Raw genomic sequence first — 16,657 nt, forward strand, 5'->3', positions numbered from 1 at the left:
ACTGCCCGGCAGGGAACGCCACGTACGTCACGCAAAAAGCGAAGGGCCCACAGGCCCCCTTATGCTTTCTCTAATAATTATATTTCTCTTTCCACAGTTGCTTGAGATACCGCCGGAGCTCCTCTTCCCTGGCGTTCTTGCCCGGATCGTAGAACTTGGTACCGGCAATGGCTTCCGGCAAAAATTCCTGTGTCACAAAGTTATTCTCGTAATCGTGCGCATACGCATATCCCTTGTTGTACCCCATCTCCTTCATCAATTTCGTAGGGGCGTTCCTGATATGCATCGGCACCGGCAGGTCGCCGGTCTTAGCCACCATCTGCTGCGCGGCGTTGATAGCCATATAGGCGGCATTGCTCTTTGGCGAGGAGGCGAGGTAGGTCACGCATTGGGAAAGTATGATCCTGGATTCAGGGTAGCCGATCATGCTCACCGCCTGGAAGCAGTTGGTAGCCAGCAGCAAGGCATTGGGGTTGGCGTTCCCGATGTCTTCCGAGGCCAGTATCACCAGCCGCCGGGCTATAAACTTCACATCCTCTCCACCGTCGATCATACGGGCCAGGTAGTACACGGCCGCATTGGGATCGCTGCCGCGGATGGATTTGATAAAGGCGGAAATAATATCGTAGTGTTGCTCCCCGCTTTTATCGTAAATGGCTACACGCTGCTGCGCAATCTCCATCACTGCATTATCTGTGATGACAATCGGGTCGGTTTGTATAGTGCTTACTACAAGCTCAAACAGGTTCAGGAGTTTACGCGCATCTCCGCCGGAGATGTTAAACAAGGCGGTGGTTTCCTTTAACTCGATATGCTTCGACTGCAGCCATTTATCTCTCTCCATGGCCTGCCGGAGCAGCTGCATCAGCTGATCAGGCCCTAACGGCTTGAGTACATACACCTGGCTGCGGGAGAGTACCGCCGCGTTCACCTCAAAGCTGGGATTCTCCGTGGTAGCGCCAATGAGAGTGATGATTCCTTTTTCTACAGCGCCCAGCAAGGCATCCTGCTGGGATTTATTGAAGCGGTGGATTTCGTCGATAAACAAAACCGCGTGGGATTGCTTGCGCGCTATTTCAATTACTTCCCTTACCTCCTTGACGCCGGCGGAAATGGCGCTGAGCGTGTAAAAAGGCACATTCAGGGTATGCGCAATAATATTGGCGATGGTGGTCTTTCCCACTCCCGGAGGCCCCCAGAGGATCATGGAGGGAATACGGCCCTGCTCAATCGCTTTTCTTAAAATACTGTCTTTTCCGGTCAGGTGTTCCTGTCCCACCAGTTCATCCAGGGTGGCGGGCCTGAGTCGCTCTGCTAGTGGTTGCATACGCTATCCGTTTTGATTGCCCGGGTTAACGAGCGGTATATTACCTTTCTGCTGTTCAGGGTGATTAATGGCGTTCATTTTAAAGTTCATGATTTCGCTGATGGAGCGGGCCCGGGTGATGGCCAGGTCGGCCACTTCGCCGGCAAACAGCTCCTGCACCGTCGCTTCAAACAGCTGTACCCATCGCCGGAATAACGGCGTTTCCAATGGCACCAGCTTATTGATGGCAAAGTGTGGCTGCATGGCGTTGCCCCGGTAGGCGCCTTCCAGCAGGAGGCTTTCCCAGAAATCGTACATGATGGGCAGGTGCCTGGGCCAGTCTACCTTCATCACATCGTTGAAAATATAGCCTATCAGGTCATCTTTGGTAGCCTTGTCATAAAAAGTCCTTACCATCAGCTCAATATCTTCCCTTGTTTTTATGTCATGCTTTTCCATGGTATTTACAAATAATTTGTCCGCAAATAAGGTTTACAATTGCAGGTTGTCGTCGTCAGGATAGTGATTATGCTGCTCCTCCTGCTGTTTCTTCCATTTTTTCAGGTAGATGATCCCCAACAGGGCGTTGCTGAAAAAGAGGGCGGAAAACGCCAGGATGATGATGCCCGTTCCTACCAGCAGTTCGGAGGAAATGGTTTTGGCCAGCTCCTCGTTCAGCGCTGCCACCTGTTCCCGCATCGCTTCCACGCCGGTTTTGGCGGTAACGATCAGCTGCACGGCCCGGATGATCCAAATGGTAGTGAAAAAGAGGATAATACCGCCGGTGATCTTAATACCGCTGGGGGTACTTTCCTTCAGGTTGAACTGCGGGATCAGCAGGCTGCGCTGCAGGTACAGCGACAAGATGCTGTTCACAAAGAAAAGGCTCAGGAAAGCAGCTAACAGCAGCATCAACGGGTTAAAACCACTCTGGAAAAGTAAACTTATCCCCGTAAGTGTCAGAAAACTGGAAAAAAACAAGCAAATCGACGTCAGAATCCTGTATAATCTAAACTTAAATGTCATTCAACTACCTTTTATAAGCTACAAACCTACCTAAATAATCAGAAATTTCCGGGTTTTAGGTATTTCTGGCACTTTTACCGAAGTTTGCCACTCATGTAATACCAATTGTGTTACTTGGTCCCTTTTCTATAACTTTAAGTAAAACCTGATCATAATATGAGTAAAACTAATGCGGTAAAGCTACCTTTACTTGCTGCCATGGTGACATTTGCAGCTTGTAACTCAGGCAGTTCCACGCAATCCAATGGCGCCGACACAACTAAGGCGCCCGCCTTCAACCTCGCTGATATCGACAGCTCCTACAAAGCCTGTGACGATTTCGACAACTTCGTAAACGGTAATTGGAAGAAAAACAACCCTGTACCTTCAACAGAAAGCCGCTGGGGCGCTTTCAACATCCTCGACAAAGAAAACAAGGAAGTACGCCTCAAAGGTATCATCGCGGAGATCAGCGCTAAATCTGACCTCAAAAAAGGTACGGAAGAACAGCAGATCGCTGATTACTATGCCTCCTTCCTGGATACCGCTACCATCGAAAAACGCGGTATCACCCCATTACAACCTTACCTTTACAAAATTGAAGGCATCAAAACGCTTGCCGACTGGTCTAATGTTAATGGTGAGCTGGGCAAAATCGGCGTATCCACCTTTACCGGCTTCTACGTAGAGGCAGACGCGAAAAACAGCAAAATGAACGTGCTGTACCAGGGTCAGGATGGCCTCTCCCTGGGCGAAAAGAGCTATTATGAAAGACAGGATTCCGCTACCCGGAACGTTCGTTCCGAGTTCGTAACCCACGTGAACAAAATGTTCTCCCTGGCCGGCTTCAAAGAAGCTGATCCGGGTAAAACCATCCTGGATTTCGAAACCAAACTCGCTAAATTACAGCTCTCCAACGTGGAACTGCGCGACCCGGTGAAAACCTATAACCGCGCTGCCTACGGGGAACTGAAAGCCCTGGCGCCTGATTTCGACTGGGACGGCTTCACCGGCAAACAGGATATCAAAACCGATACCCTCGTTATCCAGAACAAAGCCTATCTCACCAACGCCAACAAATTACTGAAGGCTACCCCGCTGGACGTACTGAAAACTTATACCAAATGGCAGCTCCTGACCCGCTTTGCCGGTTACCTGCCTAAGAGCTTCGATGCGGAAAACTTCCACTTCTTCGGCACCGTACTTACCGGCAGAAAAGCCCAGAAACCACGCCCTGAACGCGCTATCCGCTCTACGGATGCCACCCTGGGCATGCCGCTGGGTAAACTCTTTGCCGCTAAATACTTCCCTGAAAGCTCCAAGAAGAAAGTTTCCGAGATGATCGAAAACGTGCGCAAAGTGTACGGCGAAAGAATCGACAAACTCACCTGGATGAGCGATTCCACCAAAGCCATGGCGCATAAAAAACTCGCCTCCTTCACCTACAAAATCGGTTACCCTGATAAATGGAAAGACTATTCCTCTATCGTAATCGAAAAGGATAAACTGGTAGAAAACGCCATCAGCGCTATGAACTACCAGCACAAGGAAGCAGTAGCCAAAATCGGCAAACCGGTAGACAGAACCGAATGGGGTATGACGCCGCAAACCGTAAACGCTTACTACAACCCGCTGAACAACGAAGTAGTATTCCCGGCCGGTATCCTCCAGCCGCCTTTCTACAACGCCAATGCTGACGACGCCATCAACTACGGTGGTATCATCGCGGTGATCGGCCACGAATTCACCCACGGTTTCGACGACCAGGGTTCCCAGTTCGATGCGGAAGGCAACCTGAAAAACTGGTGGACCGCTGCGGACCGCGCCAACTTCGATAAACTCGCGAAAAGCTATATCGATTACTTCAGCAACATCGAAGTACTGCCTGGCTTCAAAATCAACGGCGGCCTGACCATCGGCGAAAACATCGCTGACCTCGGCGGTCTGACCCTCGCTTACCACGCCCTGGAAAAATCCTTCGAAGGTAAAGAGCAGCCTAAGCCTATCGACGGCTACACCTGGCAGCAACGCTTCTTCCTCGGATGGGCACAGGTATGGCACGGTAACATCACCGACGCCGCCCTGCGCAACCAGGTACAAACAGATCCTCACTCTCCTGCAAGATGGCGCATCAACGGCCCGCTGCCTCACCTGGTAGAATTCCAGCAGGCATGGGGTTGCTCCGATACCAGCAAAATGGTGCTGCCTGCGGATAAACGTGTGGTAATCTGGTAATAAACAACTGATTCCTTCCGTTCCGGAAAAAACAGCAAATGGAGAATCATGGGGAGATATAAAAGCCCATGATTCTCCATTTTTTTAATCCTTAGTATCTTCGATGGAAAATAGACTGAAAATGAAATATGTACTCGTAGCAGCTGCACTCTTCGTGATGTCATGCGCCCAGCAGGCAAAACCAGCGGAAACCGCCACCACCGGGGCCACAACGCCCGAAACAAAAACTGCCGCCGTTAGCGGCAAACTGCCTGACCCGGTATGCGAAATGCCATACGACACCAGCTACCAGGAATGGACCGTTTATAAAAACGATACCCTGCACTTCTGCTCCTCTACCTGCAAGGAAGTTTTCCTGAAAGCGCCGGATAAATACATGGCCAAACTCGGCAAATAATCCTCCCATAAAAAACCCGTCCCGGGAAACCGGGACGGGGGATTAAATTGTAAATACAGCTTATAAAATCAACGTTTAAGCTAAAAAGTTGATATATCGTTTTATTATTTTACGATTCTGTTCCAGGAAACCCACTTCGCTTTAGTCCAGTCATTCGCAGGATCAACTGCACCGCGGAAAGCTACCTTATCAAAGAAGGCATCGTTCAGGGAACCTTCAAATTTAGCGCCTGCTAAAGCAGGAGAGCCGGTTTGAGGTACCAGGTCCGGGTTGGCGTTGTTGGTAGGATCTTTCAGTTTCAGGTCAGCCAGGCTACCTGCAGCCAGTACTACTGACAAATCACGGCCGGTTACCAGCTGGGTCAGCGCAGCGGCGTCCACTACGGCGCCATTGGCAAACAGGGAGATGCTTTCAGTACCAGCGCTGTGCAGCAGGGAATTCACGAATTTGCTGTCGCCGGCAGTATAGAAGTCGATACCTACCTGGTCATCAATGCGCAGCGCAGCCAGGTAAGAGTTAGCAACGATAGAGTTACCGAGGGTGAATTTAGAACCTCTTCTCCAACGCATACCGTAACCATAATCTTTACTTACGTTAGCGCCAACGCCAGGTCCGATGGCAGTAAAGTTGGACAGTACAGGCGCGGTGATTGGCGTGCTGGTGATAGGTTTGGTGCTTGGGTTGGTGTTATCCACTTCAAAGTTGTTGGAAACATCGCCACCAGTTTTGGTATCGGTAAAAGTAGGCTGTTTGATAGAAACAGCGTATTGGATTTTACCCCTGTAACCATCGTCAAAATCGAAATCATCATCCGCGTTGTTGTAAGCGATAATGTATTTCAGGTTGGCAGTACCACCGAAGATTTCGATCGCATCATCCAGGCCGTTCAGGATCTGAATGTGGTGGAGGGTAGTGCCGCTACCGACTGCATACAGGGTAAGACCGTTGATCTCGTCGTTCGGCGCCACTGCTTTACCACCGTATTCGATACGGGTGTAAGTCAGGCTACCGGAGTTGTCCGCATCATCGGTACCGCCAAACTGGTTGTGCGCAGCGTCTACACCGCCTTCCAGCTTGGAGTGGTTACCGTTACCGGTTGCATTACCCACGAGGATAACACCACCCAGGTCGCCCGGCTTAGCGTCAGCATGACCGGAAGTAAATACGATCGGGTTATCAGTAGTACCGTTTGCGTCGATTTTAGCTCCTTTGTAAACTACCAGCACACCTGCGGAGTCGCGATAGGAGATAATTTTAGTGCCGGCTTCGATAGTCAGTTTTGCCGGCGCATCCACGTAGACATATCCACGAAGTACATATACTTTGTTTTTAGACCAGGTAGTGTTGGCAGAAATGGTGTTTCTTACCATTACCGTGTCAGTAGATGTTGTTGGCGGCGGAGTGGTGTTGTTGTCATCATTCTTACTGCAGGCAGCGAGAGATGCAGCGGCCATCAGTGCCAGTACATAATGCTTGTTCATGTTGTGTGCAGATTTAATTATTTTTTAGAAAGGAAATTATATCTGAATGAAAGGGTGAATGTGGTGCCGGGTTTCACGGAGTTCACGATGTAATCATGCCCTGCCTGGTACGCCGTTTTATCGCTACCGGGGAACTTGTAGTACCAAGCGATTGGCTGCGCCAGGATATCGCTGATATTCAGCCTGAATTCACCCGCTTTATGGAATACTTTTTTACTGATCTGGAAATCGATGATATCTCTCGGGCGCTCGTAGGTATCCAGACCGTCGGCAGTACCCCTGAAGCGGAGCCGCTGCCCGATCCTGTTATACAGCAGGTTCAGGGAGAAGTCATTGTCTGCCGGGGCATAGGTCAATCCGCCGTTGATCAGGTAAGGCGACTGCCCCTGCAGCGGCGTCTTCTTCCCGTCGCTGCCTGCAGGCAGTTCCACATGGGAATTGATGTAGGCCGCATTCGCATAGAATACGAGGTTCTCAAAAATGGATGAAGCGGAAATAAAATTCAGGCGCTTGCGGAACTCGAGTTCTGCACCGATATCGGTAGCGCTGGGGGCATTATTGTAAGATAAGATGCTGTTACCGTCGTTGGTTTGCTCGATCGGGTTTTTGAAATGTTTGTAGAACACGGAGCCGGAGATGATCTCGCCTGCGCCGGGGAACATTTCCCATCTCAGGTCCAGGTTGTTCGCCAGGCTGCGTTTCAGGTTCTTGTTACCTTCAATCAGGTATTCGTTATCGAAGTCGTAATAACGGAAGGTGGCCAGCTCGCGGAACTCCGGACGGTTCACGGTTTGTGAATAGGAGAAGCGGAGATTGGACTGCTCATTCAATGCATAGGTGGCATTCAATGAAGGCAGGATGTCCACATTGTTATAGTGTTGCTTCGGTTCGCCTGCGGTAGTCAGCTCCTGCGTATAGGATTCCAGGCGGGCGCCCCATACCAGGCGCAGCGCTTCGGTGAGTTTATTATCCAGCATGAGGTAACCGCCACTCAGGTCGCCGGTGCCTTTATAGTCTTTATTGTTCAGGTCAATCTTTGCCAGCAATATCCTGTATTTATCGATATTTTCATTGGTGAAGATCTGGCCTACCGTCGTGTTCTTATCCAGCGGGATGTTGGCGTTGGCGCCGGCAGAGGCGTACCCCAGCGCAATGGCGGAGAAATCGCGGCTCCGGTACACTTTCGTTCCACCGAATTTGAACTTCTGGGATTGCCCGAACATTTCAAACGGCAGCGCGATATTCAGGTTGGCGCTGTAGATGTTTTCCGTCAGCTTGGTGTACACGCGGCCCGCTTCACGGATGTTGGGATTGTTTTCGTTGGAGAGGGTCAGCGTATAGAAATCATCGCCTTCGTATTGTTTGAAAGAGAGGATGCGCTGATCCGGCTGGTTCCTGGCGGCGCGGCCGTACGCGATGTTCCAGTCCACATTCCATTTCCGGTTGCCCAGTACGTGGGTACCTTCCACAGTGGAGTTGTACAGGCTGTTCTGCGTCATTTCAGCGTTGTAGCTGATACGTGGCTGACCGGCGTTGTTATCGAACTGTAAACCTGCACGATGGGTGAATACGTTGTTGAAATCGTTGTTAAAGAAGTTCTTGAACGCAATTTTGTTGTTGCCAAAATTATAAGCCAGGTTCAGCACAGCGCCGAGGTTATTGGCTTGCGTATAGGAGAAATCCTTATAGTCAAAAAGGTGCTCGGTCAGGTTTTGCTCGCTACGCTCGCGGTACACGCGGCGCAGGCTGTTGCTATAGTTCAGGGAGAAGATATAGCCGAAACGGTTATTGCCTTTTGTATGCCAGCTGTTCCCGTTTGCCAGCTGCACGCCAAAGGGAGGGCGGCTTTTCCCTTGCAGGTCGCCACTGCTGTAGCTATTGGGGAATTGTTTGGCGATGGCGATCTTATCCGCATCCGGCAGGAGGCTGTAGTTGCCTTTCACGGCTTGTTTGTAGGCATCCGGTAATTTCCTGGAACCATCGTCGAAGCCGAGCCAGTCAGTTTTACCTTTTGGCGGCGTGGTATAAAAATCTTTGAAGGTAGTTTGTGTATTGTAACCGGTGCTCAGCTGCAAATCCAGGAAAGCCTGGTCAGGAAAGTCTTTCGTGGAGACTTTTACCGCGCCGCCGGCAAAGTCAGCGGGCAGGTCAGGAGAAGCGGTTTTATAAATCGTGATATTGTCAATCAGGTTGGAAGGGATAATATCAAAGGAGAACGCCTTTTTATCCGGCTCCGTGCTTGGCATGACTGCATTATTCATGAGCGTGGTATTGTAACGCTCGCTCAAACCTCTCACTACTACAAATTTATTATCCTGGATACTGGTACCGCTAACGCGTTTCAGGACTTCGCCGGTGTTTTTATCAGGGGATTTACGGATCAGGTCAGCGGATATACCATCGGATACTACGGCGTTATTTTTCTGCGCGGCATAGAGGGCGTTGATGGTTTCCTGTTTATAGGAGCCTCTTACCACTACTTCCCTGAGGTCCTTGGAGGCGGCTACTTCCAGGATGACGTCGAGGTTGGCAGCGCGGTTGTCCGCTACTTTCACTTCACTGATAGACTTCGTCTGGTAGCCCATGTATTTAAAGTCGATGGTATAGGTACCGGAGGTAACGGCCAGCACATAGCGGCCTTCCACGTCGGTAACGGTACCCTGGGAAGTACCCTGCACAATAATGGTAACGCCGGGGATGGCCTCACCTGTTTTTTTATCGGTTACTTTTCCGGTAACTTTTCCCGGTCCGGTGGCAAAGGCTGATAGCGAGAGAAAACATAGTACTATCAGTGTAAAAAACGGTACAGAATAAATTCGTTGCACGGATGAAGAAATTTATAAGCTATCTACAAATACGTTGATTCTAATCTGGCGCTAATCGCATTTTAATTTCTGCTACAAAACTATTTCCAGCATATTAACAGGGTATTAACAGCGGGTTAACGTAATATTAAATCGTTCTAACTGCGACGGATATACGAAATACGGCATAAAGCGCCCGTGGATAATAAAAAAGTGACGGGAGATGTGAAACCGCTGGTCTCTCATCTCCCGCAAGGGGAAAAAAATTTATAACGGATCAATCAGAAGGAAATATTCTGGGAGGGGAACTGGCGGTTATTCATCAGCATATCCAATGAAATATCCAGCTGGTAGTTTTTTTCTTCTCTTTTAGGTTGGGAAGATGAGATCTGAAACAGGTGTTGGCTTTTATTCGTGAAGGGTTTATTGTCTTTATTGCACAACTCCAGGGTGAAATTGAATCGTTCTTCCACCTCTTCTTCGAACTCGCGGAGGCTCAGGGTTTCATCAATGGGAAACTCGATGAGGCTATCCTCATGGAAGCCGGCTTCTTTCAGGGTATCAAACGCATTAGCCACAGAATGACGCATATATACCGCTACGTTGCAAGACAACAAACGTTGCATTTGCATTTGCAGGAGGGAAATGGTCATGAGCGGATGTAACTTCAGTACTTTCATCTTGATGTATGATCTTTCTGTTTCAAAAGGTCCAATACGGATACTTGTTTTATTTACTGACAAAAGTAGAAAGCTACTTTTAATTTAATATTAAGTACCTGTTATGTTTATGTGAAACTTATGATTTTTTATAAAATATGTAAAAAATTAGAATGCATTGGAAGGGAAGGCTAACGGGAGGTCATCTTCGTCTTCCGGGATCACCACCCGGGATTTGGAAACGGGGTGTTGGTACAGGGTCCATTGCTGGTTGGCATATTCGAGCGAGGTAAGGCTTTCCACCCAGTCGCCGGAGTTGAGATAGGTAACGGTTTTATCGCCCACCTTCATTTCCTTGATCAGGGGCTGGTGGATGTGGCCGCAGCAAACCACGTCTATATGCTTATCCGCGGCTATTTCGGCCACGGTTTGTTCGAAGTCGGAAATGAACTTCACGGCCTGTTTGACCCCTTGTTTCACTTTTTTGGAGAAGGACATTTTCTCTTTGCCGAATCTTTCCAGGGTATTATTGACCAGGCGGTTGAGGATAATGAGGAGGTCGTACCCTTTTCCGCCCAGTTTGGCCAGCCATTTTGAGTTTTTCATGGTGACATCGTACACGTCCCCATGGAAAAACCAGTGCTTTTTGCCGTCAATGTCCAGGATCAGCTTATCGTCGATCCGGAAGTTGCTCAGTTCAAAGCCGGAGTATTTGCGCATGGCCTCGTCATGGTTGCCGGTGAGGTACACCACCTGGGTGCCTTTCCCGATCATTTTCAGGATGCGGCGGATAACCTTGGTGTGCGACTTGGGAAAGTAGCGCTTGCTGAACTGCCAGATATCGATAATATCCCCGTTCAGCACCAGGATACGGGGATCGATGCTGTCCAGGTACTGTATAAGCTCTTTGGCGTGGCAGCCGTAGATGCCGAGGTGAACATCTGAGATAACGGCTATATCTAAAGGACGCTTGTCTGCCATTCAATTGTAGGTATGAACAAGTGGCGAACCAGCTTGTTTTATGAGTATAATTTTCAATACAAAGGAAAAATCGCTATATTACTTTTATATTAATCCAATGTTAAGGAATTATTAATTCCTACAGGAAGTTGGCAGCAATGGGATGTGCGGCCTATTTTTGCGGCAAATTTTTAAACTCAAACGTATGGGAGGCTTCAACTCTTTTGTAAAATTATTCATGCCGAAAGACCGGGTATTTTATTCTCTTTTTGAAGATGTTGCTTCCAATCTGGTAGAAATGTCTCAGGTCCTGAACGAGCTGGTAGCTACTACAGACCTGTCTGTAAGAAAAGATAAAGTACATCTGATCGAGCGCCTGGAGCACAAAAACGACGATTACACCCACCGTATATTTGTTGAATTGGGGCAAAACTTCATTACCCCGTTTGACCGTGAAGATATTCACTACCTGGCCGCCACCCTGGACGACGTTGCCGACTACATCCATGGTTCTGCCAAAAGAATGGACATTTACAAGGTTCACAATATCAACGACAGCATCCGCAAGCTGGCTGAACTGATTCACCTGGGCGTGCTGGAACTGCACAAGGCCATCCACGAGCTGCGTAACATGCAGAACATGCGCGTGATTACGGACGCCTGCGTAAAAATCAACAGCCTGGAAAACCATGCAGACGATATTTATGATATGGCCATTGCCGAATTGTTCGATACAGAGCAAAATGCCGCTGAACTGATCAAGATGCGTGAGATCTACCAGGCCCTGGAAATCGCTACCGATAAGTGCGAAGACTGCGCCAATGTGATCGAAACCATTATTATCAAGTACTCCTAAGGAGTGCCTGACTGTTCCTGAACGCATAATCACGGTAGCACCATGACCTTACTAGTTATTATTATTATACTGGCCTTCATCTTCGACTATATCAATGGTTTCCATGACGCCGCCAACTCTATCGCCACGATAGTATCCACCAAGGTACTGACGCCGTTTCAGGCCGTACTCTGGGCCGCAGTATTCAACTTTGCTGCGTTTTTCATTGCCAAGTATATCATTGGAGAGTTTAAAGTAGCCAACTCCGTTGCCAGCTCGGTTTTTGAACAATTTATCACACTGAAAGTAATTTTTAGCGGGCTTGTAGCCGCTATCACCTGGAACCTGTTCACCTGGTGGCTCGGTATCCCGTCCAGCTCCTCCCACACCCTGATCGGGGGCTTCATCGGGGCGGCCGTAACCAGCGCAGGCACCCTGGATGTGATCAACTACCATAAAGTACTGCCTATCGTGTACTTCATTGTACTGGCGCCGCTGATTGGTATGATCGTATCCTTCATTTTCACCCTGATCATCGTGAACATCTGCCGCAAGGCCAACCCATACAAGGCGGAAAACTGGTTCAAGCGCTTACAGCTGCTGTCCAGCGCCGCCCTGAGCCTTGGCCACGGTAGTAACGACGCCCAGAAGGTAATGGGTATCATTGCTGCGGCCATGGTATCTGCCGGTTATATCCCGAGCATTAAGGCGATGCCGGACTGGATTCCGCTGGCCTGCTTTACCGCCATCGCGCTGGGAACCATGAGCGGCGGCTGGAAGATCGTGAAAACCATGGGTACCCGTATTACCAAGGTAACCCCGCTGGAAGGGGTGGCTGCGGAAGGCGCCGGCGCCGTAACCCTGTTCTTCACCGAACACCTGGGTATCCCGGCCAGTACCACGCACGTTATCACGGGAGCCATCATGGGGGTGGGCGCTACCAAACGCCTTTCCGCCGTTAGATGGGGCGTTACCGTTAGTCTGCTCTGGGCATGGGTACTGACCATCCCTATCAGCGGCCTGCTCGCGGCGCTTACCTATGCGATCGTAAGTATTTTCATTTAATTCATACGGATGCCCTCCGGATCATATTTGCTGAAACCTGCGCCTGCCGCAGGTTTTTTGCTTTTAGCGGCAGCGCGCTGCCATCCATTCGCGCCAGTTCGGATTTTACGCAAACGTGTGTCTTATATTTATACCCATAAACTATTATTTTTGTACGATTACTAAACTGAATTGAATTACCAATGAAAGGAATTATCCTGGCCGGCGGTTCCGGCACCCGATTGCACCCCATCACCTACGCGATCAGCAAACAGATTATGCCCGTTTATGATAAACCGATGATCTATTACCCGCTTTCCACCCTGATGCTGGCGGGTATCAAAGAAATACTTATCATATCCACCCCTCATGATCTGCCTGCATTCCAACGCCTGTTTGGAGATGGCAGCCAGCTGGGCCTTTCCCTCAGCTACGCGGAGCAACCGCAGCCTAACGGCCTGGCACAGGCCTTCGTCATCGGCGAGCAATTCATTGGTAAGGACAATGTGGCGCTGGTACTGGGCGATAATATCTTTTACGGCGCAGGCCTGGGTACCCAGCTGGCCAACAACGTGAACCCGGACGGGGGAATCGTATATGCCTACCAGGTATCCGATCCGGAAAGGTATGGCGTGGTGGAATTTGCCGATGATATGAAAGTGGTATCCATCGAGGAGAAACCGGCGAAGCCTAAATCCAATTTTGCCGTACCGGGACTGTACTTCTATGATAATACCGTAGTGGAAATTGCGAAAAACCTGCAGCCAAGCCCAAGGGGCGAATATGAAATTACCGACGTGAACAAAGAATATTTGAAGCGCGGCAAATTAAAAGTATCTATCTTACCCCGCGGTACCGCATGGCTGGATACCGGCACTTTCGACTCCCTGATGCAGGCTTCCCAGTTTGTACAGGTGATCGAGCAGCGCCAGGGAATTAAAATCGCCTGTATCGAGGAAATCGCCTACCGTAAAGGCTTTATCGATGCGGCCCAGTTACAGCAACTGGCCAAACCACTGCTGAAAAGCGGTTACGGGCAATACCTGGAAACCGTGCTCCAACAAAAATTGATCTGAAAAAATAAATTGTAAATCTGAAATTATCATGAAGGTTCTTGTTACCGGTGGTTGTGGCTATATTGGCGCCCATACTATTGTAGATCTGATTAATAATGGATTCGATGTAGTGTCTGTAGACAGCAACATCAGAAGTACCACGCAATTGTTGGACGGCATCGAAAAAATTACCGGAAAGAAAGTCCGTAATTACAAAGTGGATTTGTGCAACCTCGAAGATACGCATGCTGTTTTCCATGAAAACAGGGATATCGTAGGCGTGATCCACTTTGCAGCCCTGAAAACCGTTCCTGAGTCAGTGGCTGACCCTTTACTGTACTTCCACAATAACCTGACCTCCCTCGTCAATGTGCTGAAATGCGTGAAGGAATTCAATATTCCCAACCTCGTATTCTCCTCTTCCTGCTCCGTTTACGGCAATACCAAAGCCTTACCGGTAGTGGAAGAAACGCCGATCGGCGAGGCACAGTCGCCCTACGCCCGCACCAAACAAATGGGCGAGCAGATAATTGAGGATTACAGCCGCGTAAACGACACCCAGTCCATCATCCTCCGCTATTTCAACCCGGTTGGCGCGCACCCCTCCGGCCTGATCGGCGAATTGCCGCTGGGCAAACCGGATAACCTGGTGCCTGTGATCACCCAAACGGCGATAGGAAAAATTCCTAAAATGACGGTTTTCGGCGCTGATTACGACACCCGCGACGGCTCCTGCGTACGGGATTATATCCATGTTACCGACATCGCTGCCGCACATACGAAAGCGCTCCAATACCTGCTGGATCATAAAAATGAAACCAACTGCGAGATTTTCAACCTGGGTACCGGCAACGGCGTAACCGTGCTGGAAGCGATCCATGCTTTTGAAAAAATCTCAGGCGTTAAACTGAATTACGTGATGGGCCCCCGCCGCCCGGGAGATGTGATCGCCATCTATGCCAATAACAGCAAGGCTAAGGAAAAGCTGGGCTGGCTGCCACAGATTGGGATAGAGGACTGCATGCGCACGGCATGGCAGTGGGAAGTGAGCCTCCGTAATAAAGTTTTAAGTAATTAGAAACCATCATTCTAATTGTTTACTTTTATGCATCATTTTAAAAATCCGTTATGGTAAAAGATATTCAACCGCTGAATGAAAAAGAAACCCGCGCCGGATTCGGCGAGGGTATCCTTGAAGTGGGTCGCAAAAACCCTAATGTCGTGGCGCTGACAGCTGACCTGCTCGGTTCCATGAAACTCAACGCTTTTATTAAAGAATTTCCGGACCGTTTTGTACAGGTAGGGATTGCCGAGGCGAATATGATCGGCATCGCTGCAGGTATGACCATCGGCGGAAAGATTCCATACACCACAACATTTGCCAACTTCTCCACCGGAAGGGTGTACGACCAGATCCGTCAGTCCGTAGCCTATTCCAATAAAAACGTGAAAATCTGCGCTTCCCACGCAGGTTTGACCCTCGGGGAAGACGGCGCTACCCACCAGATCCTGGAAGACATCGGGATGATGAAAATGCTGCCTGGCATGACCGTGATCGTACCTTGCGATTTCAACCAGACCAAAGCCGCTACCATCGCGATTGCTGACCATGAGGGTCCGGTGTACCTCCGCTTCGGCCGTCCGAAATGGCCTAACTTCACCCCGGAAAACCAGACCTTCGAAATCGGTAAGGCGCAAATCCTCCACGAAGGTTCCGACATTACCCTCTTCGCCTGCGGCCACCTGGTGTGGATCGCCATCGAAGCCGGTAAAATCCTGGAAGAAAAAGGCTACAGCGTGGAAATCATCAATATCCACACGATCAAGCCACTGGACGAAGAAGCGGTGATCAAATCCTTAAGCAAAACCGGCTGTGCTGTTACTGCTGAAGAACACAACGTACTCGGCGGCCTGGGCGACTCCATTGCACAGGTAGCATCCCGTCATATCCCGGTTCCTATCGAATACGTAGGTACCAACGATACCTTCGGGGAAAGCGGTAAACCACTGGAACTGCTCACCAAGTACGGCCTCGATCCGGCGCATATCGTTGCTGCTGCCGAAAAAGCAATAGCGCGTAAAAAGAAATAAATGTAGAAAGCCACCGCAATACGGTGGCTTTTTCTTTTACCCCCTCCCTTCCCCCTATGAATGGTTCATATTTTTAACGGCACTGCATTAAACCCGCATCCGTTTTTTTTATCTATATTGGGTACCAAACCTGTCATGAACCATTTAACCTATGGCTGTTTCACAGGACGATAAATCTCTTCTGGCCATATACCGCAATGCGGACACCAGAGAACAAGGCTTTACTTTAATTATCAGGAAATACCAGGAACGGCTGTATTGGCACGTGAGGCGCCTCGTTATTGACCATGACGACGCCAACGACGTGTTGCAGAATGTATTCATCAAGGTCTGGAAAAATCTCGAAGGGTTCAGGGAAGATGCGCAACTCTACACCTGGCTTTATAAGATAGCCACCAACGAGTCGCTCACCTTCCTGGAACAGCAGAAACGAAAACAGTCTGTTTCCCTCACAGATGTGGAATCCGGACTCAGCAATAAATTAAAGGCAGATGCGCAGTTTGACGCCAATAAACTGGAATGGAAACTGCAGAGAGCAATACTACAATTACCTGAAAAACAGAGGATTGTGTTTAACCTTCGCTACTACGATGAAATGCCCTACGAACAAATGAGTAAAGTACTCGATACCTCCGAAGGCGCCCTCAAAGCATCCTATCACCACGCTGTCAAAAAAATCGAAGAATATATCAAAAACAGTTGAAAAAGCCAGTTATTGCAAGCTTTTTAAGGGTTTTTTAAAGTTTTTTGGGAGAAGATTAAAATCTAATTAAACCATTTATTGG

Annotated in this window: 15 protein-coding genes; 8 read left to right on the top strand and 7 right to left on the bottom strand. The window is 49.2% G+C overall.

The genetic code is table 11. The annotated features are described in order from the left end of the window. Nucleotides 1–70: 70 nt before the first annotated feature. Genes BOC67_RS20070 through BOC67_RS20080 form a run of 3 tightly spaced genes read right to left on the bottom strand, consistent with a single transcriptional unit; the run spans nucleotide 71 to nucleotide 2,218 of the window. Nucleotides 71–1,327 carry a replication-associated recombination protein A gene (locus tag BOC67_RS20070; RefSeq protein ID WP_291912821.1) on the bottom strand — a complete coding sequence of 419 codons (1,257 nt, stop codon included), beginning with the start codon at nucleotides 1,325–1,327 and terminating at the stop codon, nucleotides 71–73. A gap of 3 nt (nucleotides 1,328–1,330) precedes the next feature. Further along, complete coding sequence (locus tag BOC67_RS20075; RefSeq protein WP_291912823.1) at nucleotides 1,331–1,765, bottom strand: group III truncated hemoglobin; 435 nt, start codon at nucleotides 1,763–1,765, stop codon at nucleotides 1,331–1,333. Between the two features lie 33 nt (nucleotides 1,766–1,798). Continuing rightward, nucleotides 1,799–2,218 (bottom strand): hypothetical protein, encoded by a 420-nt coding sequence (locus BOC67_RS20080; protein ID WP_291912824.1) that lies wholly within the window; start codon nucleotides 2,216–2,218, stop codon nucleotides 1,799–1,801. Between the two features lie 270 nt (nucleotides 2,219–2,488). On the opposite strand from BOC67_RS20080, the gene BOC67_RS20085 reads away from it, so the two are divergent. After that, nucleotides 2,489–4,546: a M13 family metallopeptidase gene (locus BOC67_RS20085; protein WP_291912826.1), complete on the top strand. Its 2,058-nt coding sequence runs from the start codon at nucleotides 2,489–2,491 to the stop codon at nucleotides 4,544–4,546. Between the two features lie 121 nt (nucleotides 4,547–4,667). Beyond that, on the top strand, nucleotides 4,668–4,943 hold the full coding sequence (locus BOC67_RS20090; RefSeq protein WP_291912829.1) for a YHS domain-containing protein: 276 nt from the start codon (nucleotides 4,668–4,670) through the stop codon (nucleotides 4,941–4,943). A 104-nt stretch (nucleotides 4,944–5,047) separates the two neighbouring features. Here BOC67_RS20090 and BOC67_RS20095 read toward each other — a convergent pair whose 3' ends face one another. The 4 genes from BOC67_RS20095 to BOC67_RS20110 form a co-directional block, all read right to left on the bottom strand. Beyond that, nucleotides 5,048–6,424: a hypothetical protein gene (locus BOC67_RS20095; protein ID WP_291912831.1), complete on the bottom strand. Its 1,377-nt coding sequence runs from the start codon at nucleotides 6,422–6,424 to the stop codon at nucleotides 5,048–5,050. A gap of 17 nt (nucleotides 6,425–6,441) precedes the next feature. Further along, entirely contained in the window at nucleotides 6,442–9,249 is a 2,808-nt protein-coding gene (locus BOC67_RS20100) for a TonB-dependent receptor (protein WP_291912833.1), read from the bottom strand. A gap of 260 nt (nucleotides 9,250–9,509) precedes the next feature. After that, nucleotides 9,510–9,908, bottom strand: coding sequence for a hypothetical protein (locus tag BOC67_RS20105; protein WP_291912835.1), 399 nt, complete (start codon nucleotides 9,906–9,908; stop codon nucleotides 9,510–9,512). A 147-nt stretch (nucleotides 9,909–10,055) separates the two neighbouring features. Continuing rightward, nucleotides 10,056–10,868 (bottom strand): UDP-2,3-diacylglucosamine diphosphatase, encoded by an 813-nt coding sequence (locus tag BOC67_RS20110; protein ID WP_291912837.1) that lies wholly within the window; start codon nucleotides 10,866–10,868, stop codon nucleotides 10,056–10,058. 217 nt (nucleotides 10,869–11,085) lie between these two features. On the opposite strand from BOC67_RS20110, the gene BOC67_RS20115 reads away from it, so the two are divergent. From BOC67_RS20115 to BOC67_RS20140, 6 genes are all read left to right on the top strand, one after another. Continuing rightward, nucleotides 11,086–11,703 (top strand): DUF47 domain-containing protein, encoded by a 618-nt coding sequence (locus BOC67_RS20115; RefSeq protein WP_291912956.1) that lies wholly within the window; start codon nucleotides 11,086–11,088, stop codon nucleotides 11,701–11,703. A gap of 42 nt (nucleotides 11,704–11,745) precedes the next feature. Continuing rightward, entirely contained in the window at nucleotides 11,746–12,747 is a 1,002-nt protein-coding gene (locus tag BOC67_RS20120) for an inorganic phosphate transporter (RefSeq protein WP_291912839.1), read from the top strand. 182 nt (nucleotides 12,748–12,929) lie between these two features. After that, on the top strand, nucleotides 12,930–13,802 hold the full coding sequence (rfbA, locus tag BOC67_RS20125) for a glucose-1-phosphate thymidylyltransferase RfbA (protein WP_291912842.1): 873 nt from the start codon (nucleotides 12,930–12,932) through the stop codon (nucleotides 13,800–13,802). Between the two features lie 28 nt (nucleotides 13,803–13,830). Further along, a complete protein-coding gene (gene galE, locus BOC67_RS20130; protein ID WP_291912844.1) occupies nucleotides 13,831–14,859 on the top strand; it encodes a UDP-glucose 4-epimerase GalE in 1,029 nt (342 codons plus the stop codon). Between the two features lie 50 nt (nucleotides 14,860–14,909). Beyond that, entirely contained in the window at nucleotides 14,910–15,872 is a 963-nt protein-coding gene (locus BOC67_RS20135; protein ID WP_291912845.1) for a transketolase family protein, read from the top strand. Between the two features lie 151 nt (nucleotides 15,873–16,023). Next, the gene (locus tag BOC67_RS20140; protein WP_291912861.1) at nucleotides 16,024–16,575 is read left to right on the top strand and encodes a sigma-70 family RNA polymerase sigma factor; all 552 of its coding nucleotides are present in this window, start codon (nucleotides 16,024–16,026) and stop codon (nucleotides 16,573–16,575) included. Nucleotides 16,576–16,657 lie beyond the last annotated feature (82 nt).

The organism is Chitinophaga sp. CB10 (assembly GCA_001870995.2).
Classification (GTDB): domain Bacteria; phylum Bacteroidota; class Bacteroidia; order Chitinophagales; family Chitinophagaceae; genus Chitinophaga.